The organism is Streptococcus sp. GP0011 (genome assembly GCF_030546305.1).
Lineage (GTDB): Bacteria > Bacillota > Bacilli > Lactobacillales > Streptococcaceae > Streptococcus.
Genome location: NZ_JAUONR010000001.1, coordinates 195271 through 220532, shown reverse-complemented (window position 1 = coordinate 220532; position 25262 = coordinate 195271). Strand labels below are relative to the sequence as shown.

Annotated in this window: 24 protein-coding genes and 2 tRNA genes; 2 read left to right on the top strand and 24 right to left on the bottom strand. The window is 41.1% G+C overall.

The features are described from left to right. Window positions 1-105: 105 nt before the first annotated feature. From udk to gyrA, 7 genes are all read right to left on the bottom strand, one after another. A complete protein-coding gene (gene udk, locus Q4443_RS01110) occupies window positions 106-744 on the bottom strand; it encodes a uridine kinase (RefSeq protein WP_049518807.1) in 639 nt (212 codons plus the stop codon). A 113-nt stretch (window positions 745-857) separates the two neighbouring features. Then, on the bottom strand, window positions 858-1736 hold the full coding sequence (truB, locus tag Q4443_RS01105) for a tRNA pseudouridine(55) synthase TruB (protein WP_025168842.1): 879 nt from the start codon (window positions 1734-1736) through the stop codon (window positions 858-860). Between the two features lie 11 nt (window positions 1737-1747). Then, window positions 1748-3022 (bottom strand): DUF2130 domain-containing protein, encoded by a 1275-nt coding sequence (locus Q4443_RS01100; RefSeq protein WP_049518808.1) that lies wholly within the window; start codon window positions 3020-3022, stop codon window positions 1748-1750. Between the two features lie 94 nt (window positions 3023-3116). Continuing rightward, on the bottom strand, window positions 3117-4397 hold the full coding sequence (locus tag Q4443_RS01095) for an O-acetylhomoserine aminocarboxypropyltransferase/cysteine synthase family protein (RefSeq protein ID WP_049518809.1): 1281 nt from the start codon (window positions 4395-4397) through the stop codon (window positions 3117-3119). Between the two features lie 150 nt (window positions 4398-4547). After that, the gene (locus Q4443_RS01090; RefSeq protein ID WP_000254787.1) at window positions 4548-5345 is read right to left on the bottom strand and encodes a formate/nitrite transporter family protein; all 798 of its coding nucleotides are present in this window, start codon (window positions 5343-5345) and stop codon (window positions 4548-4550) included. 197 nt (window positions 5346-5542) lie between these two features. Next, entirely contained in the window at window positions 5543-6289 is a 747-nt protein-coding gene (locus Q4443_RS01085) for a class A sortase (protein ID WP_303407845.1), read from the bottom strand. After that, the gene (gene gyrA, locus Q4443_RS01080) at window positions 6289-8757 is read right to left on the bottom strand and encodes a DNA gyrase subunit A (protein ID WP_001154044.1); all 2469 of its coding nucleotides are present in this window, start codon (window positions 8755-8757) and stop codon (window positions 6289-6291) included. The genes Q4443_RS01085 and gyrA overlap by 1 nt, the downstream gene beginning before the upstream one ends. 193 nt (window positions 8758-8950) lie before the next feature. Here gyrA and Q4443_RS01075 point away from each other — a divergent pair, with 193 nt between their 5' ends. After that, on the top strand, window positions 8951-9937 hold the full coding sequence (locus Q4443_RS01075; protein ID WP_000204722.1) for an L-lactate dehydrogenase: 987 nt from the start codon (window positions 8951-8953) through the stop codon (window positions 9935-9937). A 128-nt stretch (window positions 9938-10065) separates the two neighbouring features. Here Q4443_RS01075 and Q4443_RS01070 read toward each other — a convergent pair whose 3' ends face one another. Both Q4443_RS01070 and Q4443_RS01065 read right to left on the bottom strand, forming a co-directional pair. Further along, complete coding sequence (locus Q4443_RS01070) at window positions 10066-10341, bottom strand: HU family DNA-binding protein (RefSeq protein WP_001284636.1); 276 nt, start codon at window positions 10339-10341, stop codon at window positions 10066-10068. 107 nt (window positions 10342-10448) lie between these two features. Further along, window positions 10449-11285, bottom strand: a complete 837-nt coding sequence (locus tag Q4443_RS01065) for a DegV family protein (protein WP_303407844.1) — start codon at window positions 11283-11285, stop codon at window positions 10449-10451. Between the two features lie 142 nt (window positions 11286-11427). On the opposite strand from Q4443_RS01065, the gene Q4443_RS01060 reads away from it, so the two are divergent. Further along, a complete protein-coding gene (locus Q4443_RS01060) occupies window positions 11428-12276 on the top strand; it encodes a YitT family protein (protein ID WP_216732831.1) in 849 nt (282 codons plus the stop codon). Window positions 12277-12298: 22 nt separating this feature from the next. Here Q4443_RS01060 and Q4443_RS01055 read toward each other — a convergent pair whose 3' ends face one another. The 15 genes from Q4443_RS01055 to Q4443_RS00985 all read right to left on the bottom strand — a co-directional run bounded on the left by Q4443_RS01055 (window position 12299) and on the right by Q4443_RS00985 (window position 25243). Then, window positions 12299-13696 (bottom strand): APC family permease, encoded by a 1398-nt coding sequence (locus tag Q4443_RS01055; protein ID WP_303407843.1) that lies wholly within the window; start codon window positions 13694-13696, stop codon window positions 12299-12301. Between the two features lie 212 nt (window positions 13697-13908). Next, window positions 13909-14478, bottom strand: a complete 570-nt coding sequence (locus tag Q4443_RS01050) for a hypothetical protein (RefSeq protein ID WP_049518814.1) — start codon at window positions 14476-14478, stop codon at window positions 13909-13911. A gap of 18 nt (window positions 14479-14496) precedes the next feature. Continuing rightward, window positions 14497-15909 carry a Fe-S cluster assembly protein SufB gene (gene sufB / locus Q4443_RS01045; RefSeq protein WP_000797056.1) on the bottom strand — a complete coding sequence of 471 codons (1413 nt, stop codon included), beginning with the start codon at window positions 15907-15909 and terminating at the stop codon, window positions 14497-14499. 57 nt (window positions 15910-15966) lie between these two features. Further along, window positions 15967-16407, bottom strand: coding sequence for a Fe-S cluster assembly sulfur transfer protein SufU (gene sufU / locus Q4443_RS01040; protein ID WP_049518815.1), 441 nt, complete (start codon window positions 16405-16407; stop codon window positions 15967-15969). Further along, the gene (locus Q4443_RS01035; protein WP_049518816.1) at window positions 16394-17620 is read right to left on the bottom strand and encodes a cysteine desulfurase; all 1227 of its coding nucleotides are present in this window, start codon (window positions 17618-17620) and stop codon (window positions 16394-16396) included. The genes sufU and Q4443_RS01035 overlap by 14 nt, the downstream gene beginning before the upstream one ends. Window positions 17621-17630: 10 nt before the next feature. Continuing rightward, window positions 17631-18893 (bottom strand): Fe-S cluster assembly protein SufD, encoded by a 1263-nt coding sequence (gene sufD, locus Q4443_RS01030; RefSeq protein ID WP_049518817.1) that lies wholly within the window; start codon window positions 18891-18893, stop codon window positions 17631-17633. Window positions 18894-18920: 27 nt separating this feature from the next. Beyond that, a complete protein-coding gene (gene sufC / locus Q4443_RS01025; RefSeq protein WP_000114489.1) occupies window positions 18921-19691 on the bottom strand; it encodes a Fe-S cluster assembly ATPase SufC in 771 nt (256 codons plus the stop codon). Window positions 19692-19842: 151 nt separating this feature from the next. Continuing rightward, window positions 19843-20037, bottom strand: coding sequence for a DUF3272 family protein (locus Q4443_RS01020; protein ID WP_000198269.1), 195 nt, complete (start codon window positions 20035-20037; stop codon window positions 19843-19845). 27 nt (window positions 20038-20064) lie between these two features. Further along, on the bottom strand, window positions 20065-21723 hold the full coding sequence (dnaX, locus tag Q4443_RS01015) for a DNA polymerase III subunit gamma/tau (protein ID WP_303407842.1): 1659 nt from the start codon (window positions 21721-21723) through the stop codon (window positions 20065-20067). Then, complete coding sequence (locus tag Q4443_RS01010) at window positions 21723-22220, bottom strand: GAF domain-containing protein (RefSeq protein WP_303407841.1); 498 nt, start codon at window positions 22218-22220, stop codon at window positions 21723-21725. Before Q4443_RS01010 ends, dnaX begins: the two co-directional genes overlap by 1 nt. 82 nt (window positions 22221-22302) lie before the next feature. Further along, on the bottom strand, window positions 22303-23505 hold the full coding sequence (gene rpsA / locus Q4443_RS01005; RefSeq protein ID WP_303407840.1) for a 30S ribosomal protein S1: 1203 nt from the start codon (window positions 23503-23505) through the stop codon (window positions 22303-22305). A gap of 162 nt (window positions 23506-23667) precedes the next feature. Beyond that, a tRNA-Gln gene (locus tag Q4443_RS01000) sits at window positions 23668-23739 on the bottom strand. An 8-nt stretch (window positions 23740-23747) separates the two neighbouring features. Beyond that, a tRNA-Tyr gene (locus tag Q4443_RS00995) sits at window positions 23748-23828 on the bottom strand. Between the two features lie 49 nt (window positions 23829-23877). Beyond that, window positions 23878-24108 carry a DUF2969 domain-containing protein gene (locus Q4443_RS00990; RefSeq protein ID WP_000037105.1) on the bottom strand — a complete coding sequence of 77 codons (231 nt, stop codon included), beginning with the start codon at window positions 24106-24108 and terminating at the stop codon, window positions 23878-23880. Between the two features lie 112 nt (window positions 24109-24220). After that, complete coding sequence (locus tag Q4443_RS00985) at window positions 24221-25243, bottom strand: branched-chain amino acid aminotransferase (protein ID WP_303407839.1); 1023 nt, start codon at window positions 25241-25243, stop codon at window positions 24221-24223. Between the last annotated feature and the right edge of the window lie 19 nt (window positions 25244-25262).

The following is a 25262-nucleotide window of genomic DNA, read 5'->3' as shown; positions in this document are numbered from 1 at the left end:
GCTTTTCCATGGGTATTATTATACCAAAAACATGCTTAAAAATCACCTTTTTCCTACTGAAACTAAAGGAAAAATAGAAAAAGGAGGCTAGGCCTCCTCATCTGATTATTTACTGTTTCGCGCTTCTTCCAAAATCTTAGAAATTTTGGTGGTCAAAAGGTCGATAGCAACTGTATTGCTAACCCCTTCAGGAATGACGAGATCCGCATAACGCTTGGTCGGCTCGATAAACTGGTGATACATAGGTTTAACTACACCTAAGTACTGGTCAATAACGCTATCTAAACTACGGCCACGCTCTTCCATATCACGCTTGATACGACGAATAATACGCACATCATCATCTGTATCCACAAAAATCTTGATATCCATCAAATCGCGCAGGCGCTTGTCCTCCAAGACCAAAATCCCCTCAACGATAAAGACATCTTGAGGCTCCTGACGATAGGTCTTGCTACTCCGTGTATGCGCTGTATAGTCATAAGTCGGGATGTCCACCGGACGCCCTGCCAACAATTCCTTAATCTGCTCAATCATCAAGTCTGTATCAAAGGCAAATGGATGGTCGTAGTTGGTTTTGACACGCTCTTCAAAGGTCAAGTGAGACTGATCCTTGTAGTAAGAATCATGCTCAATCATGGAAATCTTTTCATCAGGAAAATGCGATAAAATGGCTCTTGAAACACTGGTCTTACCACCACCAGAACCACCTGTCACTCCGATAATGATTGGTCTATTTTGCATGCTATCCTCCGTTTTTTTATCCGACGTCTATTTTATCACATTTTTTACAAAATTTATAGTCTGATTTTGGATAGATTATGGATAACAATTCTAATACTTTCACTCCAGTTAGACTAGCCGAAAACCTTCCTTGGTTTGTAGAGATTGCCTCTTTTTTCTAAAATGGCTAGCAATTTATCCCCCTCAAAGGCAGCCAATTCTTGGTCTGTTTGGTCTAACTCAATAAAACGACCAAATCGCACTTCTGTAGCCTCTTCTGGACTTAGGAAAACTTTAACAAGATCCCCCGTACCAATCTCTAGAGGATGGAGAAAGTCCAGTTGACCAGCCTCCACTTTTGCAGCAATTTCATTCAAAGTCAAGGCATCTTCTAACTGTAAACCTGCTGCACTCGTCCGAGTCAAATGGGACATATGGGCCGCATAACCCAGCTTCTCTCCCAAATCAACTGACAAGGTACGGATATAAGTCCCCTTACTACATTTCACACGAAATGTAAAACGTGCGAGGTGATCCTCATAAGAAATCGGACTAGTCCGCTCAAATTGATAAATAGCCACCTGACGTTCTGGACGCTCCACTTCCTGACCAGCACGCGCATACTCATAGAGCTTGCGACCATTGACCTTGACAGCCGAGTACATCGGTGGAATCTGAGTGATAGGCCCAGTCAGACTAGCAATCGCTTCATCGACAATGGTTTCATCCAAGAGCGACAAAACAGGAGTCTCTGCGACCACTTCTCCACTAGCATCCTCGGTCGTTGTTGAATAACCTAGAGTGATTTCCCCCTCATAGACCTTGCCCTCGTCCTGCATAAACTCGACCATGCGTGTCGCCTTACCAACCGCAATGGGCAAAACACCCACCACATCCGGATCCAAGGTCCCACCATGACCGATTTTCTTTGTCCCCAAAATCTTACGCAGCTTAAAAACCGCATCATGCGAAGTCATCCCCGCTTCTTTTTTTAAGTTGATAATACCGTTCATGTGTTTTTTCCTCACTCTCCCTTCAGCGCTTCGAACTTCGCTTTCATGGTTGGATTTTTTCGGGTCAATTTTTTAACTGAAACATCTTCCAGTTTGTTATTAGCGAGGCGGAGTTGGTTTTCAGATGTGGTTAGGAACTTTTTGACTTCCTCCATCCGTTTGATGGCCTTGTCGATTTCATCGATTGCTTTTCCAAAGTTGGTCGAAGCAGAGTTGTAGTTTTTGGCAAAAGCTACTTTGAAGGCATCCAAGTCTTCTTCAAAATGGGTAATATCGATATTTTGCTCCCGAACTAAGGCCAACTCTTGCTTATATTTCAAAGAATTAAGCGCAGCATTACGTAAGAGACCAATCAACTGAATAAAGAACTGAGGACGAACCACATACATCTTTTCATACTCGTGACTGACGTCAACAATCCCTGTGTTAAAGTAGTCATTATCTGCTTCTAACATAGTCACCAAAACGGCATATTCACAGTTCTTCTCCCGACGATCCTTGTCCAATTCTTTGTAAAAATCTACATTCTTGTGCTTCTTCTCAGTCCCATCCGCTTCATTTTTCATCTCAAACATAATGGAAATGAATTCTAGACCATTTTCATCAAAATCACGGAAGATAAAGTCCCCCTTAGACCCACGCGCAGAGACCTTGTTATCCTTCTCAAAGTAGGCATTTGGAAAGGCAAAACTACGAACCTTGTTAAACTCACTCTCTGCATACTGTTCCAAACTTTCCCCGATAGCTTTTGTGGATTGTTGGGCTTTGAAATTCTTATAGAACTCGACCTGTTCACTAGCTGCCTTGAGCTGAGCTTCGTAATTTTTCTTAACAGAAGCCAAAGATAACTCATTTTCCTTTTCCTGCAAGAGGAGCTGATTTTTGACCTGATCGCGTTCTTTTTCTAAGTCAGAAAGGGTCTTTTGCAGTTGATTTTCATGCTCTAAACGCAAGGTAGCCAATTGGTTTTCCAAGGCCTGTACTTCCTTGTCCTTTGCCAATAAAGCCTGATGACTTGTCTGCTCAACTTCTTTCTTAGCTAACTCTTTCTCTGTATCAAAGTTTTGGATTTGACTCTGTAATTGCGCAATTTCTTGATCCTTCTGAGCCAGTTTAGTCTGTTGCTCATTCATGGCCTTTTGCTCAGCTAAGGCCAGCTCCTGCTTCATTCGATCGTGCAGTTCCTTATCAAACTCAGCCGTTCTCACTTGGGATAAGAGTTCGGCATACTGACTCTCATTTACTGTAAAGACTTCCCCACAGTTGGGACATTTGATTTCGTTCATAACTTTCCTCTTTCTAAACTTCTGTAACCATTATATCATGCCTGAGGGAAAATCAAAAACAGTGAGTCGAAACCCACTGTTTATATCTTTTACTTTAAATTTTTTCCAAGGCCAAGCGCAAATCTTCAATCAAATCCTCTACATTTTCAAGACCGATCGACAAGCGGATTTGGTTTGGTGTTACACCTGCTGCTTCTAGATCTTTTTCTGACAACTGACCGTGAGTGGTTGTCGCAGGATGGACAACAAGAGATTTGGCATCTGCCACGTTTGCAAGGTCAGAGAAGATTTCCAAATTATCAATTACCTTGCGAGCTTCTGCCTCTCCGCCTTTAACATGGAAGGTAAAGATTGAACCCACACCTTTTGGCAAATATTTCTCAGCCAAGGCACGGTAAGGACTGTCAGCAAGTTTTGGATAATTTACCTTCTCTACCTTAGGATGATTGACAAGGAAATCAACAATTTTCTCTGCATTTTGCACGTGACGTTCAACACGAAGAGAGAGAGTTTCAAGCCCTTGGAGCAAGAGAAAGGCATTAAATGGTGACAAGGCAGCACCTGTATCACGGAGCAATTGAACACGAACAGCGATAATAAAGGCTGCTGCACCCACATCACGAGTATAGCTCAAGTTATGGTAACTTGGGTCTTCCTCAACAAATTGAGGGAACTTCCCTGAAGCCTCCCAGTCAAAACGACCACTATCGACAATCACTCCACCAATAGTCGTACCATGCCCACCGATAAACTTAGTTGCTGAGTGAATGGAAATATCTACACCGTGAGAGAAGACGTTAATCAAATATGGTGTGGCAAAAGTGTTGTCCGAAACGAGAGGAATCTTGTGTTTATGCGCAATCTCAGCCAATTTTTCTAAGTCAGGAATGTTAATCAAGGGATTCCCCAAGGTTTCAATCAAGACAAGCTTGGTATTGTCACCGATAGCTGCTTCCACTTCTTCCAAATTATCCACATCCACAAAGGTTGTTGTGATCCCATAACGAGGAAGGGTTTCTTTCAAGAGGTTGAAGGTCCCACCGTAAATAGTTGACGCAGCCACCACATGGTCACCGGCGTGAGCAAGCGCCAAAATAGTGTAGGTTACAGCAGCCATCCCTGATGCTGTCGCTAGTGCTCCAACACCACCTTCAAGAGCTGCGATTCTTTCTTCAAATGCCGCTGTTGTAGGGTTGGTAATACGAGTATAGATATTGCCAGGTTTTCTCAAAGCAAACAAATCGGCACCTTCTTGCGTGTCATCAAAAACAAAGGATGTTGTTTGATAAATCGGTACTGCACGAGATTTAGTCGCTGGATCAACTACTTGTCCAGCATGTAATTGTAGAGTTTCAAATTTAAAATCACGAGTCATAAGACGACCTCCAAATAGCTTCATTAGGGATATTGTATCATCTTGGGCTAGTCTTTTCCAATACCGTTTTCTTATATTTTGATATAAGGAACAACTATGACTAGTCTTACACATCAAACAAAAAAGCACGATTCACTCGTGCGCATTTCTTTAATCGACATAAGTATCTTCATTTTTATTAAGGAAGGCGTAAGGCAAGCCCATCAAGAGACCTCCTCCGATAAAGTTTCCGACAAAGGTTACACCCCAGTGACGAAGAATATTAGGTATGTCAAAATTAGCAATTGAATCTGCTGCAACACTGAACTTAACAATCGCAAAAGAAGCAAAGTTCGCAGCAATGTGTTCGTTTGTTAAGAATACAAACATGTAAATTGCTGATAAAACAAGCCAAAGTTTAGCCCCACCGTCTTTCACCAAAACAAATGAAAGAATAGCAATGTTTACAAAGATATTGGCTAAAATACCTTCAAGCAAGACTAGCTCATTGGAACGACCTAACTTCATCTCTACAACCCCTGAAATGAAGCTATCATGTGTTAGATTTGCATAGGCTGCAGAGTGGGCAAAGCCCCAACCTGCTATCAAAGCTCCGATGAGGTTGAACAAGGTACAGTAAAGCAAAATCTCAGCTGTTTTTCTCCAAGAAATTTTTTTCAAGAAACTACCAGCTGTCAAAAACATCATATTCGAAGTTACCAGCTCAGCATTCAAGAAAACAATGTAGGCCAATCCCCAAGCAAAAACGAATGGGAAAAGGAACCGTCCACTACCAGGTGCGATTTTATTAATCAAGTCAGCCCCAACTGCACCCGCAGCTGTACTAAATGTTAGAAAGGCACCTGCAAACATGGAACGAATCGCATACTTAAACTTACTTTGGCTATAAAGGCTTTCTTTCTTCTTGCAAGCAAATTCAATCTTTGAAATAAATTCTGAAGAGACCATAAAAAACTCCTAAACTTTTATTTGTGATAATTATAACATAATTCTTGTTTTCTAGAAAGCGTTTTCTGTAAAATTCTAAAATATTTATCTTAAGAATCTTTATCCTAAGCCTTCCTGTCCTTTTTCATACGAACTATTTTGATTCTATTTGTTGACAAAAAAACCAGTGAAATAGCACTTCACTGGTTCATTCATTCTTAATAACGTTGTCTATACGGTTGATTAAAGGCCTTCAAAATATCCTCAGAAGTCTCAGAATAAGCTTTTGATTCTTTAAAGATTCCTTTGACGATTATACGCTCGGTCGCATTATAATCAACACAGGTAACCAAAGTAATCTCCTGCACACCAATACGATCATCGATTTCGTCTACACGGTCTGGTGTAACACGTTTTACTTCTGTAATCTCATAAGTATAAACTTTATCCTTATCCGTCAGATAAATTTTCATACCCGCTTTGGCATTGACCAAAGGTGAGAAGAGCATTTGACTGGCATTTTCAGCAGTAAAGATATGGTGACTTGCTAGAGAATAGTTCCCTTCTCCCATTTTTTGATCTGGTTTCATGGTCCCTGCTCCGTAGAACAAGTTTACATTATCCAAACCTTTAAAAATCGGTAAGTTTATCTCCACTTCGGGAATAGCAATACCTCCAATAACGGGAAGTTTCTGAGCATCCCATTGTGAAGCCAATACAGCTTCGGATGAAATAGACTTAACAGAGTCAAAATCAAAATTCCCTTCGGTTTTTAGATTTTCATCTATATTTTCCTTAGTGACTTGATTGACTTGGTATTTATTGGTATTCCAGACCAAAAAGATATCGCGAATTTTTGAATTAAAAATTAAAGCTAGCGATAAAAGAATTAAGAAACCTGCTAAAATATTAATAAATAGATTTCTGCGCTTATTCTTCTTATTTTTCGTTTTTTTATGAGACATTATACTTCACCTTCTGTTTCAATTTCAGTCCCAACTTCTTCTTTTTCTGCCGCAGCAACCGTTGTAAAGGTCACAATCTTAGCATCCTGATCTAGACGCATCACCTTAACTCCCATAGTTGAGCGTCCAGTTTGTGAAATATTGGCAACGTTAGTACGGATCATGACACCTGTATCTGTGATAATCATCAGGTCTTCATCTCCTTTAACAGTAAGAAGACCTGCCAGAGGACCATTCTTCTCAGCAACATTGGCTGTCTTCATCCCTTTACCACCACGGCCTTTAGTAGGATATTCAGTAGCAAGTGTACGTTTACCATATCCTTTTTCAGTGATGATAAGAACTTCGTCTTGGTTTGTAATCACGCTAGCACCAACTACTGTGTCACCGTCACGAAGATTGACTCCTCGGACACCTGTCGCGATACGGCTCATGCCACGAACAGCTGATTGATTAAAGCGAACGGCATAACCAAACTTGGTACCAATGATAATATCCGTATCTTCTTCTGTCAGCAAGACATTAATCAGTTCATCTTCATCCTTGAGATTCAAAGCTTTCAGTCCATTTTGACGAATATTAGCGAACTCTTTAACACTGGTTCGTTTCACGATACCGTGACGGGTTGTGAAGAAGAGATAGGCGTCATCACTACGTTCAGACTCAACGTTGATAATGGTCTGAATACTCTCACCTTCGTCCAACTTCAATAGATTGACAACTGGCAATCCCTTAGCGGTACGACCATATTCAGGGATTTCATAACCTTTTAGTCGGTATACGCGTCCTTTATTAGTAAAGAAGAGCAAATGATCATGGGTGCTGGTTGAAACCAACTCACGCACAAAGTCATCATCCTTAACTCCCGTACCTTGAACTCCACGGCCACCACGTTTTTGAGCAGTGAACTCACCTTGGTCCAAACGTTTGATATAGCCCTTGTTAGATAGGGTAATCAAGACATCCGTTTCTTCAATCAAATCTTCATCTTCAAGAGTTAAGACTTCTCCGATCATCAACTCCGTACGACGCTTGTCACCAAACTTGCGTTTGACTTCGTCCAATTCCTCTTTGATGATTTGCGCCACGCGCTCAGGTTTGGCAAGAATATCAGCCAAATCTGCAATCAAGGCAATTAATTCATCATATTCAGACTGAATCTTATCACGTTCCAATCCTGTCAAACGACGAAGACGCATATCAAGGATAGCTTGACTTTGACGCTCTGAAAGCTTAAACTTGCTCATCAACTCAGCTTGTGCTTCGGCATCTGTTTCACTTGCACGGATAATACGAATCACTTCGTCGATATGGTCAAGTGCAATTAGAAGACCTTCTAAGATGTGCGCACGCGCTTCTGCTTTTTCCTTGTCAAAACGAGTACGGCGAACAACCACTTCTTTTTGGTGCTCGATATAAGCATCCAAAATTTGACGAAGGGACAAGATTTTTGGCACGCCATTTTCAATCGCCAACATGTTGAAACCAAAGTTGGTTTGCATCTGGGTCATCTTGAAGAGGTTGTTAAGGATAACGTTGGCAGATGCATCGCGTTTAACCTCGATTACAAAGCGAACGCCTTCACGGTTGGACTCATCACGTACGGCTGTAATGCCCTCAATTCGTTTTTCCTGAACCAAGCGAACAATATGCTCATGTACCTTGGTTTTATTAACCATATAAGGGAATTCCGTTACAACAATCCGCTCACGACCCGTCTTAGTGGTTTCAATCTCTGTACGAGAACGAAGGACAATGGAACCTTTACCAGTCTCATAAGCCTTATGGATACCTGATTTCCCCATGACAAGAGCACCAGTCGGAAAATCTGGACCAGGCAAGACTTCCATCAAGTCCTTAGTCGTCACTTCAGGATTATCCATAACCAACTTCACTGCATCAATGGTTTCACCCAAGTTGTGAGGTGGAATATTGGTTGCCATCCCAACAGCGATACCCGTTGCTCCATTGACCAAAAGGTTTGGAAAACGAGCAGGCAAAACCAAGGGTTCACGTTCGTTAGCATCGTAGTTGTCTACGAAATCAACTGTGTTTTTATTGATGTCACGAAGCATTTCCAGAGCAATCTTGCTCATACGTGCCTCAGTGTACCGCTGCGCGGCAGCACCGTCCCCATCCATAGAACCAAAGTTTCCATGCCCATCAACAAGCATGTAACGGTAGCTCCACCATTGAGCCATACGAACCATGGCTTCGTAAATAGAGGAATCACCATGTGGGTGGTATTTACCCATAACATCCCCTGTAATACGGGCTGACTTTTTATGAGGTTTATCTGGTGTAACACCTAGTTCATTCATTCCGTATAGAATACGACGGTGAACAGGTTTTAAGCCATCTCGAACATCAGGAAGGGCCCGCGCAACGATAACGCTCATGGCGTAGTCGATAAAGCTGGTCTTCATCTCCTTTGTCAGATTGACATTCACTAAATTTCTATCCTGCATTCATAAATGCCTCATTTCACTATTAGTAATTAGATATATTATACCATAATTTGTCCTTCATTTCAGTCTTTGAAAACCACTAAAACGTTTACATCGATAACCGAATAGAATATTCGTGACAAAGCTTTTCAAAAGTGATAGAATGAAATTGTCTGGGGATTCCCCTAAAAAAAATGAAGGAGATGTTTAGATAATGACTTCAACTAAACAACACAAAAAAGTGATCCTTGTTGGTGACGGTGCCGTAGGTTCATCTTATGCTTTCGCACTTGTTAACCAAGGAATTGCACAAGAGCTTGGAATTATCGAAATTCCACAATTACACGAAAAAGCTGTTGGTGATGCGCTTGACCTTAGCCACGCCCTTGCCTTCACTTCACCTAAAAAAATCTACGCTGCTCAATACTCTGACTGTGCAGACGCTGACCTTGTTGTTATCACTGCAGGTGCTCCTCAAAAACCAGGTGAAACTCGCCTTGACCTTGTAGGTAAAAACTTGGCTATCAACAAATCAATTGTAACACAAGTTGTTGAATCAGGTTTTGATGGTATCTTCCTTGTTGCGGCTAACCCAGTTGATGTTTTGACTTACTCAACTTGGAAATTCTCTGGATTCCCTAAAGAACGTGTTATCGGTTCAGGTACTTCACTTGACTCAGCACGTTTCCGTCAAGCACTTGCTGAAAAATTGGATGTTGATGCTCGTTCAGTTCACGCCTACATCATGGGTGAACACGGAGATTCTGAATTTGCGGTTTGGTCACACGCTAACATCGCTGGTGTAAACCTAGAAGAATTCCTTAAAGATACTCAAAACGTTCAAGAAGCTGAATTGATTGAATTGTTCGAAGGTGTTCGTGACGCTGCTTACACAATCATCAACAAAAAAGGAGCTACATACTATGGTATCGCTGTAGCGCTTGCTCGTATCACAAAAGCAATCCTTGATGACGAAAATGCAGTACTTCCACTTTCAGTCTTCCAAGAAGGTCAATACGGTGTTAAAAACGTCTTTATCGGTCAACCAGCTGTTGTTGGTGCACACGGTATTGTTCGTCCAGTTAACATCCCATTGAACGATGCTGAAACTCAAAAAATGCAAGCATCAGCTAAAGAATTGCAAGCTATCATTGATGAAGCATGGAAAAACCCTGAATTCCAAGCAGCTTCTAAAAACTAATGAAAAGAAGGTTCTCATCCATGGGAACCTTTTTCTTTTTCTTTTTGCCCCAAAAATACCCCAAAGCAACAAAAAAAGCCTACTGACCAAGCTAGAAAGCTTGATACAATAGGCTTTTTGAAAATTCATTATTTAACAGCGTCTTTAAGAGCTTTACCAGCTTTGAATGCTGGAACTTTAGAAGCTGCGATTTTGATTTCTTTACCAGTTTGTGGGTTGCGACCTTTACGTGCAGCACGCTCACGAACTTCAAAGTTACCGAAACCAATCAATTGAACTTTTTCACCAGCTGCAAGGTATTCAGTTACTGCTGCAAATACAGCGTCAACTGCTGCTGCTGAATCTTTCTTAGTCAATTCTGTAGCTTCTGCTACTTTAGCGATCAAATCTTGTTTGTTTGCCATGTTAACAAATCCTCCAAATAATTTCTAATTAACAAATATAATCATATCCTAAAATCGGCTATAGGTCAAGTCAAAAACACTATTTTGACCATTTTTTCTCTATTTTTTTAGGAATTGTAGCGAATTAGAATCGCCCAAGCATTCTCTCCAGTATGAGTTTGAATAATAGAGCCAGTTTCCAATACAGAGATTGGTTTCTCAACATAAGGTTGCAATAATGCCTTCATCTCATTCGCCAATTCGTTCGTTCCAGCGTAGGAAATTCCAATCTCTGCAACTGATTTTTGGGAAAGAGTATTGGTTAATTCCTCAAGCCACTTTTTGAAAGTTTTCGCTCCACGTCCTTTAACGATTGGTTGGAGTTCGTGGTTTTTCATCTGCATTACTACACGAATATTCAAGAGTGAGCTTAGTAATCCTGTCACACGTCCAATACGACCACCCTTAACCAAGTTTTCTAGCGTCGAAACACCGATATAAAGTTCTGTATGATTTTTGACGTCCTCTACATGAGCTAGAATCGTTTCTAAATCTTTACCTTCTTTAGCAAGTTTTGCGGCTTCAACAACTTGGAACTTCATCGCTTGATCTGTAAAGGAACTATCAATAACCGTTACATCAGCAGTTGAGAGACTTGCCCCTTGGCGAGCAGCTTCAACAGTTCCAGACAAGGCATGGGACATGTGAATGGCGATAATTTGACTACCATCTTTACCTAGTTCTTCAAAGACCTCAGCAAAGACTCCTACAGGTGGCTGGCTTGTTTTAGGCAGATTCTTACTTTGTTGCATAAGATGAAGGAATTCTCCCTCTTTAAAATCTGCATCCGAATAAAGCACACTATCAATCATAACTGATAGAGGGACAACTGTGATATTTAATTCTTTAACTACTTCTGGTTCGATAGTAACAGAAGAGTCCGTTACAATTTTTACTTGTGTCATAATTCAATCTTTCTATTCTTCTCGATAGGATTGGGATTTTCTCCTTTATTATATCAAAAAAATGATAAAAAATCATAAGTGATCCGATGAAAAGAACTGAATTTTTGGTATAATCTATCTATAGATAAAGCGAGGGAGAATCATGATTCGAAAAGTTCAGCCTATTATCACTATCATACTAGGGGCAGCTATTTATGCCTTCGGTCTTACCTATTTTGTTGTTCCTTATCATTTATTTGAGGGAGGGGCGACAGGTATTACCTTGATTACCTACTATCTTTTTAAAATTCCTGTATCATTGATGAACCTCTTAATCAATATCCCTTTATTTATCCTGGCTTGGAAAATATTTGGACCTAAGACCCTCTACTCCAGCCTTCTAGGATCTATTTCACTTTCCGTTTGGCTAGCAATCTTTGAGCGCATTCCTTTGCATATCGACTTGCAAGGTGATCTCATCATTGTCGCTTTAGTCTCAGGAGTCTTACTGGGGGTTGGTTTAGGAATTATCTTTAATGCTGGTGGAACCACTGGTGGCTCTGATATCGTTGCCCGTATTCTCAACAAATACACCAATATTTCGATTGGGAAATTGCTTTTTGGGATTGACTTTTTTATCCTAATGTTGATTTTGATTATCTTCCAGGACCTTCGTCTAGTTACCTATACCCTCTTATTTGACTTTATCATCGCTCGTGTTATCGACTTTATAGGCGAAGGAGGTTATGCTGGTAAAGGATTTATGATTATTACCCAATATCCTGATCAATTGGCCAAAGAGATTAACGATGAACTCGGACGTGGCGTTACCTTTATATCTGGTCAAGGCTACTACAGCAAAAAGGATTTAAAAATTATCTACTGTATCGTCGGTCGAAACGAAATCGTTAAAATGAAGGATATGATTCACAAAATTGATCCTCAAGCCTTTATCACCATCACTGAGGCTCATGAAATTCTGGGTGAAGGATTTACTTATGTGAAAGATTAAAAAAGCTGGGAATTCCCAGCTTTTATTCTTCTTCTGCGAGGGTTGAATGGCGGAACCCGTAAGTAAAGTAAATGACTAGACCAACTAGAAGAGCAATGCCAAAGGCAATCCAGGTATCTAGACTATATTGAAGCATAAAGGAAACACAGATAAAAATGGAAAGAATTGGCAAAAGTGGCACCAAGGGAGTTTTAAACTCTCCCTCTTTTGGCATACCCTTATCCTTTCTAAGTTTTATTATTCCATAGGCTAGCAAAATGAGATAAGCTAAGGTACAGATATTTAAGAAGGCTGCAATACTAGCTAGAGGAAACACTCCTGCAGCAATGGCTGAAGCAACTCCTGTTAAGAGGGTTGCATTTTTAGGAACGCGACTAGTCTTGCTTAATTGTTTGAAACTTTGAGGTAAAAGTCCATCACGAGCTAAGCTATAAATCATCCGAGACAAAGCATAAGTCATGGAGATACATACGGTTATCAGGGTTAGAATGGCTACAAGCGAAACATAATTTGCCGCCCAGCCGATACCTATACTCCGTAATGAAAATGCTACTGCATCGTCCACATTGAGCTTACTGTAGTGAACAATCCCTGTCAATACTAAGGTTACCAAAGCATAGAGAATGGTGACGATTGTCAGAGAAAGCACTATTCCGCGAGGAATATTTTTTTGCGGACTTTGAATTTCATCAACTGCCATGGAAATTGACTCAAATCCGAGAAAACCAAAGAACATCAAAGATGCGCCCGCCATAATCCCAGTACTTCCACCATATAGTTGACCAAAGCCAAAAGGAGCAAAATTCGACCAATTTTCAGGTTTGATGTACCAAATACCAACTAGGATAAATAAGGCGAGAGCTGAGAATTTCAAGACCACTAAAAGCGAATTAAATCTCAAAGCTGCCTTAGAATTTAATAAAACCAATCCCGTTACCAAGGTAAGTACTAAAATAGGCAGAAGATCGATATAGGTTCCTTGTTCAGGGTTAAAGGTTCCATTCAAGGCTTGCGGCATCGAGATACCATAATTACTAAGCAATCCCTTAAAGTAAGCTGCCCAGCCAGACGCCACACCTGAAACAGCCGTCATGAATTCCATGATGGTCAGCCAGCCAGCAATCCAGGCTGGCAATTCTCCTAGAATCGCATAGAGGTAACTATAAGCACCACCAGTTGCAGGAACACGAGAGGCAAATTCTGCAAAAAAGAGGGCTGATAGAGAAACACACAGGGCAGAAATCACAATGGAAATCACTAGTGATGGACCAGCTAGGGTAGCCGCTGCTGTTCCTGTAATGGTGAAAATCCCCGTCCCCACCATAGCACCAATTCCTAAAAGAATCAAATCCCACAATTTCAAATGGCGATGCATCTCTGTCTGTCTCAGACTAATATCCTTGGTTCTAAAAATATTCATTCTTCATCTCCACTAAATGTAATTGTTTTATTTTACCATATAAAAGCAGTTTTGTGAATATTTATTAGGTTCTTTTTTAAAAAAATTCTGAACAGAAAGGATTCCTGTTCAGAATTTGCATTTTTACCCAGTAATTCTTTCAATTAGTTACTCATCAAGCGATTAAGCTCAACAGTATACTCCATTGAAAGTTTTTGGGGATTTGGGATTTTTTAAACTTCAAAGTAAGGGAACGGACGGTCACTGTCTAAAGGACGATTTGGAACTTCTTGTTCCAAAATAGCGCGCCAACCAGATACCAATTCTTCAAAAGTCAGTTGTGCTTCTGGAGAAGCTGTTGTCAGCTTCCGACCAAACCAAGCCATGGTTGCAGTTTCAAACTGAAGCATAGCGTACTGGATTACTGGTACATTTGCCTCTTCATAATTCTCATTTACTGCACGTGCCACACCTGGTGCTTGTGGAAGGAGTTGATTGCTGATTTTATCAATAACAGTCTCATCCATCTCTCTCCATGAAAGAAGTTGACCATTTACCTGATAAAAGAGCTCAAAGGTTTCTTGATTTTCTTTGAAATTAGTAAGAACAAAAGCACGTTCTACCGCCTCAGGACCACCAGCAGCTTTTACAGCGTTTATCAAGAAGTTTTGTTCCATTTGTCGCCAATAATCATCTGCTTCTTCTACTAAATCAACTGTAAAAGGTGGAATAATTTCCTCGGCAGGAATTTCACCTTTATTTGCTTTTTCGACATTGCCAAATAATTTTTTTAAGAATCCCATTTGCTTCTCCTTTTGGATTTATCCGACTGAACCTTCCATTTCATAGCTAATCAAGCGGTTCAGCTCAACTGCGTATTCCATTGGAAGTTCTTTAGTGAAGGGTTCTACAAATCCCATAACGATCATCTCAGTAGCTTCAGATTCTGACAAACCACGACTCATGAGGTAGTATAGTTGTTCTTCTGAAATCTTAGATACCTTGGCTTCGTGCTCCAAAGCAACTTGAGAGTTGTGAATTTCATTAAACGGAATGGTATCTGATGCTGACAAGTCATCCATGATAATAGTATCACACTCGATGTGAGAAACAGATTTCTTAGAGTTCTTGTTAAAGGTTACTTGTCCACGGTAGTCCACCTTTCCTCCGCCTTTCGCAATGGATTTAGAAACGATAGACGAGCTTGTATGTGGAGCGTTGTGGATCATCTTAGCCCCCGTGTCTTGGTGTTGCCCAGCATTGGCAAAGGCGATAGAAAGCATGGTACCACGGGCCCCTTCTCCATCTAGGTAAACAGATGGGTATTTCATGGTTGTTTTAGCACCCAAGTTTCCATCGATCCACTCAACAGTCGCATCTTTCAAAGCTTTGGCACGTTTTGTTACCAAGTTATAGACATTATCAGACCAGTTTTGGATGGTTGTATAACGCATATAAGCTCCGTCCAAAGCGAAAATTTCTACAATGGCAGCGTGCAAGCTGTTGCTAGAATATGTCGGTGCTGTACATCCTTCTACGTAGTGGACGCTTGCTCCTTCATCAACGATAATCAAGGTACGTTCGAACTGACCTGTATTTTCGTTGTTGATACGGAAGTAAGTTTGAAGTGGGATATCTACCTTAACACCTTTTGGTACGTAGATAAATGTTCCACCTGACCATACTGCTGAGTTGAGGGCAGCCAACTTGTTATCTGTCGGTGGTACCAACTTCGCAAAGTATTGTTTAAACAAGTCTGGGTATTCCTTGAGGGCAGAATCCGTATCTGTAAAGATAATCCCCAATTTCTGGAACTCTTCCTTCATATTGTGGTAAACCACTTCTGACTCATACTGGGCAGAAGCTCCTGCTAGATAAGCACGTTCAGCTTCTGGAATACCGATACGTTCAAAGGTTTCTTTAATCTTTTCAGGTACATCATCCCAAGAACGGGCTGGTTTGTCAGATGGTTTTTGGTAGTAGATCAAGTCATCAAAGTCAATCTCTGACAAGTCTGCTCCCCAGGTTTGCATAGGCATTTTTTTGAAGGTTTCATAAGACTTCAAACGGAATTCTAACATCCACTCAGGTTCACCCTTAGCAGCTGATAATTCGCGAATGACTTCTTCGTTCAATCCTTTTCCTGTCGATAGGACAGGCTCTACATCGTCATGGAAACCAAATTTATATTCACCAAGGTCAATTGGTTTTGGTTCTACTCTTTCTTCAGCCATAATATCCTTTCTTTCATTCTTCATTTCTACTGATTCATAAGACAAAAGAAACTTGTCTTACTGTTTTTCTTGATCTTCAATTGTTTTCTTAAGTGCATTCCAAGCTAGAGTTGCACACTTAATCCGTTGTGGGAATTTGGCAACACCTGATAAGAAAGCTGCATCGCCAAGTTGGTCTTGGCGATCATCTTTTTGTCCTTGAACCATTTCAGAAAAAATGGTCGCAAGTTCTAGAATTTCTTGTTTGCTCTTGCCCAAAACAGCATCTGTCATCATACTAGCAGAAGCAGTTGAAATCGTGCATCCTGAATTTAGAAAAGCAATATCTTCCAAACGGTCCTCTGCGTCAAACTTGACAGAGAGGTTGATAACATCCCCACAGGTTGGATTATTGAGGCTGATTTGCTCAGCATCTTCCAGCTTCCCCTGGTGATGTGGATTTTTCGAATGGTCTGCCACCACTGCCATATAAAGGCTATCTAGTTTAGAAAGTGCCATTGAAAAACTCCTTTGTCTTTTGTAGGGCATCGACTAGCTTGTCACAATCTGCCTTGGTATTGTAGATATAAAAACTTGCACGAGCTGTTGCTGGAACTTCCAAATATTGGAGCAAAGGTTGGGCGCAATGATGACCAGCGCGAACAGCCACTCCTTCATAATCAAGTGCTGTAGCTAGGTCATGGGGATGAAGATCCCCTAGGTTAAAGGCAATGACACCTGAACGTTGAGCCAGGTCTTGCGAACCATAAATGGTTAACCCTTCAATTTCCTGCAATTTTGGAAAGACGTATGCAATCAATTCCTGTTCATGAGATTCAATGGCATCCATACCAAGATTTTCTAGGTAATCCACTGCAGCTGCAAGTCCGATAGCGCCTGCCATATTGGGAGTCCCAGCCTCAAATTTCCAAGGCAATTCCTTCCAACTAGCAGATTGCTCATAGACGAAATCAATCATCTCGCCACCAAATTCAAGAGGTGACATTTGTTCCAGATACTTTTCTTTACCATAAAGAACACCGATACCAGTCGGGCCAGCCATCTTGTGACCCGAAAAGGCAAAGAAGTCCACATCCAAGTCCTGGACATCAATCTTCATATGGGGCGTAGACTGAGCACCATCCACCACCATGATAGCTCCAACTTGGTGGGCTAATTGAGTGATTTCCTTGATCGGATTGACCACACCAAGAACATTTGAGGCGTGAGCTAGGGAGACAAACTTGACTTTATCAGTCAATTTAGCTCGCAAGTCATCCATATCCAGAGCTCCATCCTTGAGATAGACATAGACAAGCTCAGCTCCAGTCTTGCGGCAGGCCTCCTGCCAAGGAATGATATTGGAATGGTGTTCCATGACAGAAATCAAGACCTGGTCTCCCTCAGTCAGGATTTCCTCAGCAAAGCGTGCCACCCAGTTAAGGCTGGTTGTCGTTCCTCTGGTAAAGAGAACTTCCTTTGTAGAGCCTGCATTGATAAACTTACGAATGGTTTCACGAGCAGCTTCATAGGATGCTGTTGCTCGCTCAGCCAAGGTATGGACCCCACGGTGAACATTGGCATTGTCCTGCTCATAGTAGCGGTTGATTGTTTCCAGAACTGCTAGTGGTTTTTGTGTCGTCGCAGCATTGTCCAGATAGACCAGAGGTTCATCGTTGACAATCTGGTCTAAAATTGGAAAATCCTTGCGAATCGCTTCTACATCTAACATAGGCTTCCCCTTAGCGTTTTGACAATTTTTCTTCGATGGTTGCAATCATTTCTTCACGAACTTCCTTGACTGGAATCTCAACAATTACGGAGCCAAGGAAACCGCGAACAACCAAACGCTCAGCAGTCGCCTTATCCAAGCCACGGCTCATGAGGTAGTACATATCTTCTGGATCCACCTGACCGATAGAAGCCGCGTGACCTGCAGTTACGTCATTTTCATCAATCAAAAGAATTGGGTTGGCATCTGAACGTGCTTGGTCTGAAAGCATGAGAACACGGCTTTCTTGTTGCGCATCTGCTCCCTTGGCACCCTTGATAATGTGGCCAATACCATTGAAAGTCAAGGTCGCTTTTTCAAGGATAACCCCATGTTGGAGGATATTTCCGATTGAGTTGCAACCGTAGTTAGTCACTCGAGTATCAATCCCTTGAACCTGACGGCCACTTGAAAGAGCTACGACTTTAAGGTCAGCATGGCTACCATTTCCAATCAAGTCGCTATCAAAGTCCGCAACGACATTTCCTTCATTCATGACACCAATCGCCCAGTCAATGCTTGCATCGTTGCCTAGTTTACCACGACGGCTAATGTAGGCAGTGACATTTTCACCTAAACGGTCAATAGCAGCAAATTTCACTTGCGCACCAGAACGAGCAATCACTTCAACTGTGATATTGGCAGTTGCCTTGGCACTCCCCTCACCACGTGACTCTAGACGTTCAAGATAGCTTATTTTAGAGTTTTTACCAGCAATGATAAGGATATGCTTGTTAAATGGGACATCGCTATCGCTGTCTTGGTAGAAAATACCTTCAATTGGTTCTGTAATCTCAACATTATCAGGAATGTAGAGAACAGCACCACTGTTAAAGTAAGCTGTATGGTAGGCTGCCAACTTATCGTCATCATACTTAACTGATGACATAAAGAATTCCTCAATAAGTTCTGGAATTTCTTCTAAAGCTGAGTGGAAGTCTGTAAAGACTACTCCTTGTTCAGCTAACGCAACTGGAGTTTGTTCAAAAACAGTTTGCGTTCCTACTTGCACCAACTTCAAGTGATTATCTAGAGCTGTGAAGTCTGGAACATTTGCTGAAGGTTCACTTTCTGTGATGGTTCCATCTCCCAGATTCCAACGGTGAAATTTGACACGCTCAATAACTGGTAATTCCAAACTCTCAATCTTATCAAAAGCTTTTTGACGGAGGTCAGCCAACCAGCTTGGTTCAGCGTGCATTTCTGAAAAAAGTTTAATATTCTCTTTAGTCATTTACTTCTCCTAAAAGATACGAGGGAATTACAATTCTTCCTTGTAGTCGTAGCCAAGTTCTTCAGCCAGTTTTGCGTATCCTTCACGTTCCAAACGGGCAGCCAATTCTGGACCACCAGAAAGGACCACACGACCTTCCATCATCACGTGTACCACGTCTGGCGTGATGTAGTTCAAAAGACGTTGGTAGTGAGTGATAATCATAGCACCAAATCCCTCGCCACGCATAGCATTGACACCTTTCGATACAACTTTAAGAGCGTCAATATCAAGACCTGAGTCAATCTCATCCAAAAGGGCAAAAGTTGGTTCCAACATCAAGAGTTGAAGAATTTCATTACGTTTTTTCTCACCACCAGAGAAACCTTCGTTGAGGTAACGCTCAGCCATTTCTTCTTTCATGTTGAGCAATTCCATTTTCTCGTCTAGTTTAGTGATAAACTCACGAACTGAAATCTTTTCATCATCTTCTTTACCAGCATTCATAGCTGCACGAAGAAATTCAGCGTTGGTAATTCCTGGAATTTCAGATGGGTATTGCATAGCAAGGAAAAGTCCCATACGCGCACGCTCGTCCACTTCCAACTCAAGGATGTTTACGCCATCAAACAAGACCTCTCCTTTAGTAACTTCATAGTTAGGGTTCCCCATAATAGCTGCAGAAAGAGTCGATTTACCAGTACCATTTGGTCCCATGATAGCTGCGATTTCTCCTGTTTTCAGAGTCAGATTGACTCCTTTCAAAATTTCTTTTCCTTCAATCTCAACGTGAAGATCTTTGATCTCTAATACTGACATGATAGTTCCTTTCTTTTTCTGGCCTACTCCCTTTATCCTTAAAGAAATCACTTACATTTCTCTAAAAATAAAAGAAAAGGTCCATAAATATACTCTACTAGTATAACAAAAAAAAGCCTAAAAGGCTTTGATTTTGTTTAGAAGCTAGTGACTAATCCTTGCGGTTTAGGTGCTGATCAATAGCATCTACTATTTTCCCCATTACATAACTTAACCTAAAATTTCGAAAAAGTAGAATAGCCCAAAATGCTGCCATGAAATAGCGACCCGTCATCCAAGCTTCATTGAAAAAATAAGTCTCAGCAGCAGTAAATAGTGCTATCACGATAAATTGTTGTCTAGTCATAGAATTATTGTACCATGAAATCCACTTTTAGTCTTCTTCGACCATGACTTTATCAGCCAGAAATTCAAATCCTTCTGGAATTAGGCTTTCTTCTTCCGCCTCTTGATCAGCTTGAGAAGACTTGTTTCTAGCTGAAAATGCTGCACGAACCTCTTTCCATTCCTCAAGGGAAATTGCCAGGATTTCAGGTGAAAATCCAGCCGCTTGGCTAAGAATATTGCCAAACATGGTATTGAGGTTATCCCGTTTCATGGTTTGCCCTGCATTGAAATTAGATTCAAAAGCTAAAATAGCATGGTGTTCGTTGGCCGCAACTGGTTGAGAACCAACAAGCAGAGCCTTATCAGGACCAGCTAAGCTTTCGATCACTTCTCCCCATGCATTCTGGAGGCGAATCAAGTTTTGCCGTGCCAAATCAGGATGTTCAACAGCTTCTTGTAGGATAGCCTGAACCTTATTACGGTCTACTCGATATACTGTCTTGGAAGTGGCTGGACGGCTAGGGACTGGCACTACTTGTTTAGGAGCTGCTCCAACATTGGCAAGTTCTTGCTTGAGACGAACTACTTCCTGTCTCAGTGCAGAAATTTCACTTTCGACAGCTCCTGAAAGCACTGGTTCAGGCTTAATCTCCGCTAAACGAATAGTCATCATCTCAGCATAAATCTTAGGTTGCAGGCTAGCTTTCATATCCGCCAAACTCACAGTCGCTATTCGAATCATTTCAAAGAGGCTTTCCTGAGAAAGAGCTAGATTGTCCATAAAAACTGGACTATGATGAGTATTTTCGCCACCTGTCTGAACAACTAATAGATCCCGCAAATACTGCAAGAGGTCCGTCACAAAACGAGTCATGCTCTTGCCATTTTCAAACAAAAGATTCAAAGAATCAAGCGCTTTTGGAACATCCTGCTGAGATAAGGCAGCTACATAGTCATCAAGTGCTGATAGACTAATGGTGCCTGTAATCTCCTCAGAGATAGCTGTAGTTAAAGCATTCCCTTGAGTCAAACTCAAGGCTTGGTCCAGAATAGACAAGGCATCCCGCATCCCACCTTCAGCTCGTCTAGCAATGATTTCCACAGCCTCTGGTTCAGAACTGATATTTTCTTTTTCTAAAATATTATGAATATGTGCCGTGATATCTTGCGTTCTAATCGATTTAAACTCAAAACGTTGGACACGCGATAAAATAGTTGCTGGAATCTTATGCAATTCGGTGGTCGCCAAGATAAAGACAACATTTTGAGTCGGTTCTTCTAGCGTCTTCAAAAGCGCATTAAAAGCTCCTGTAGACAGCATATGAACCTCGTCTATGATATAGACCTTATAACGTGCCAAACTAGGAGCATAGGTGGATTTATCACGAATTTCACGGATTTCATCGACTCCATTATTCGAAGCCGCATCCATTTCGATAACATCTTCTAAGCTACCTTCTGTCACAGCCTGACAGATATAGCAGTTATTACATGGTTCTCCGTCCACTTGGTTCGGACAGTTCATAGCCTTGGCAAAAATCTTGGCCACACTGGTTTTACCAGTTCCACGAGGACCCGAGAAAAGATAGGCATGACTAATCTTTTCCTGCTCGACCGCTTGTTTTAGGGTTTTAGCCACAACCTCTTGCCCGACCAATTGTGAAAAAGTCTGGCTTCTATATTTTCGATAAAGTGCTTGATACATTAGGCTTTCTCCTCAAACATTGTAAAGTCCCATTCTGTCTTCTCAAGCAAAATAGCGACAAATTGTTCCAAGTAATCACGGTCAACGGCATTGTAATCATCAATAACTGAAGAATCCAGGTCTAAGACACCCAGTAATCGACCATTCTTGAGCATGGGAACCACGATTTCACTCTTGGCCATACTATCACAAGAAATGTAGTTTGGATAGGTGCTCACATCGCCAACCAAAACAGTCTCTTGAAAATCAGCAGCTTCTCCACACACGCCTTTTCCAAGCGGAATGCGAATACAAGAAACACCACCCTGAAAAGGCCCTAAAACCAACTCGCTACCATCAAACAGATAAAACCCTGCAAATACAGTATTGGGAAAGCGAGATTTTAGGAGGGCACTAGCATTCGAAAGATTGGCAAGAACATTGCTCTCACCTTCAAGTAAATAGGAGAGTTCCTCATTTAACAATTGATATTGTGATTGTTTTTCTGAATCTAACATAGAACTATTATATCAAAAATGGGAAAGAGACAAAAGAAAAATCCCTTGTTTTAAACAAAGGATTTTGTGATTACCAATTTGATTAAAGTTCGATATCACCGAACAAGTCAGCCATTGAGAATCCTGTTTGTGTTTCTGGAAGTTCGAAATCACGTTTTTCTTGACGTTTTGGACGACGTGGACGAGCAGCACGTTTTTCTTCTTTTTGTCCTTGTTCTTGAGCTGGACGTTCTTCAAGAGCTTTGATAGAAAGTGATACACGTTCTGCGTCAGCGTTAACATCAAGGACTTTAACAGTAACTTCTTGACCAACAGTAAGAGCTTCTTTTGGATTTTCAATACGTTTGTGTGAAATTTGTGATACGTGAACAAGTCCATCGATACCTGGCAACACTTCAACAAATGCACCGAAGTCAGTCAAACGTTTAACTGTTCCTTCTACTACATCACCTTTAGCCAATTTTTGCTCAACGCCATCCCATGGTCCAGGTGTTGTTGCTTTAAGTGAAAGTGATACGCGTCCTTCTTCTTCGTTAAGATCAAGGATCTTCACTTCGATTTCTTCACCAACAGTTACAACTGATTTAGGTGATACGTTACGTTCGTGTGACAATTCAGTCAAGTGAACCAATCCATCAACTCCACCAAGGTCGATGAAAGCACCAAAGCTAGTGATACGAGCAACTTTACCAGTTACGACATCACCAACAGCCAATTTACCGAATACTTCAGCACGAGCTGCTGCAGTAGCTGCTTCAACAACTTCACGACGTGAAAGGATGAAACGGTTTTCTTTAGGATCAACTTCTTTGATTTTAGCATCAAATTCTTGGCCTACGAAACGCTCAGTGTTACGTACGAAACGAGTATCCAACATTGAAGCTGGGATAAATCCACGAACACCTTCAAATTCTACTGCAAGTCCACCTTTAACGGCACGAGTTCCTTTAACAGTAACAACTTCTTCTTCGCGTCCTACAAGTTTGTCCCATGCTTTGCGAGCTTCAAGGCGTTTTTTAGATACAAGGTATGTAACTGTATCAGTATCTTTACCAACTACTTGACGAAGTACAAGAACATCCAATACTTCTCCTACTTTCACAAAGTCATTGATATCTGCATCGCGATCGTTTGTCAATTCGCGAAGAGTCAAGACACCTTCAACACCAGTCCCAGAGATTGCAACGTTAGCTTGAGTCGCATCAACTGTCAATACTTCAGCACTAACAACATCACCAGGCTCAACTTGGCTAACGCTATTTAGCAAATCTTCAAATTCGTTCATCTAAAAAATCCTCCAACAATCAAGTTTTTCCAAACTTGACATACTTATAATTTTTTTCCTAAGCACCCGCAAAGACATGTTCATATCGTTCACGTCTTTCAATTATAAAAATAAAATACCCTAAGATATTTTTCTTTTTATCTTGAATTTATTACCTAAGAACTGGGGTAGCTGGATTCGAACCAACGCATGAGGGAGTCAAAGTCCCTTGCCTTACCGCTTGGCTATACCCCATTGATAAATGGAGAGAGAGGGATTCGAACCCCCGAACCCGAAGGAGCGGATTTACAGTCCGCCGCGTTTAGCCTCTTCGCTATCTCTCCAATGTTTAACGAGAACTATTATATCATGAAATTTTCAATAAAACAAGTATTATTTTGTCAAATTATAGTTTTCAATCAAAATTTCCACAGCTTTTTCAAGTTTTTTATAAAAACTATCGACATTTCCATTCTTTATGATGGCAAATTGGTTATCTAATTCGGCAATTTCTCCAATGACCTTTTTCCCGATCGTCAAAACGTATCCTTCATAGCTGTCTTTTCCAACAGTCACTTTTGCATCTGTTAATTGGATTTCAATTTTCTTATCTTTTTTACTCATACTGTACCTCTTTTCACTTTTTCTATTGTACAAGAAAAAGCTAAAACTAGCAAGAAAAAACTCCATTTCAGCTATTACAACTGCTATGGAGCTCTTCTTTATTTCATATCTTTTAGTCCACTTTGACAATCCATCCCTCTGGTGCTTCCACATCACCAAATTGGATACCAGTCAATTCATCATAGAGTTTACGTGTAACAGGACCTACTTCTGTTTCACTATAGAAAACATGGAAATCATCACCATGTTGGATGCCTCCAATTGGCGAAATAACCGCTGCTGTTCCACAAGCACCTGCCTCTACAAAACGCTCCAAATTATCGATTGGGACATCACCTTCAATCGGAGTCAAGCCCAAGCGATGTTCTGCCAAGTAAAGCAAAGAATACTTGGTAATAGATGGTAAGATAGATGGACTCAATGGCGTAACAAATTCATTGTCTGCCGTGATTCCAAAGAAGTTGGCTGATCCGACTTCTTCAATCTTTGTATGTGTAGATGGGTCTAGGTAGATAACATCTGAAAATTGGCGTGACTTGGCCATCTTACCTGGAAGGAGACTAGCAGCATAGTTTCCACCTACCTTGGCCGCACCTGTACCATTCGGAGCTGCACGGTCGTATTCATCCTGAATCAAGAAGTTGGTTGGAACTAAACCACCTTTAAAATAGTTACCAACCGGCATAGCAAAGATGGTGAAAATATACTCTTCTGCTGGTTTTACCCCAATAATATCCCCAACACCAATCAATAGCGGACGAAGATAAAGGGTTCCACCTGTTCCATATGGTGGGACGTATTCTTCATTTGCACGCACAACTGCTTTACAAGCTTCTACAAACATTTCTGTTGGAACTTGTGGCATCAAAAGACGGTCACAAGTACGTTGCAAACGCTTGGCATTTTCGTCAGGACGGAACAATTGAACACTGCCGTCCTTGGTACGATAGGCTTTCAATCCCTCAAATGCTTGCTGTCCATAGTGGAGACTTGGAGAAGACTCTGAAATATGAAGAGTCGAGTCCTCTGTTAATCCCCCTTGATCCCATTGTCCATTTTTGAAATGAGCGATATAACGGTAAGGTAATTTCATATAAGCAAAGCCAAGATTTTCCCAATCAATTGCAACTGTCATGTGTTTCTCCTTTATACTA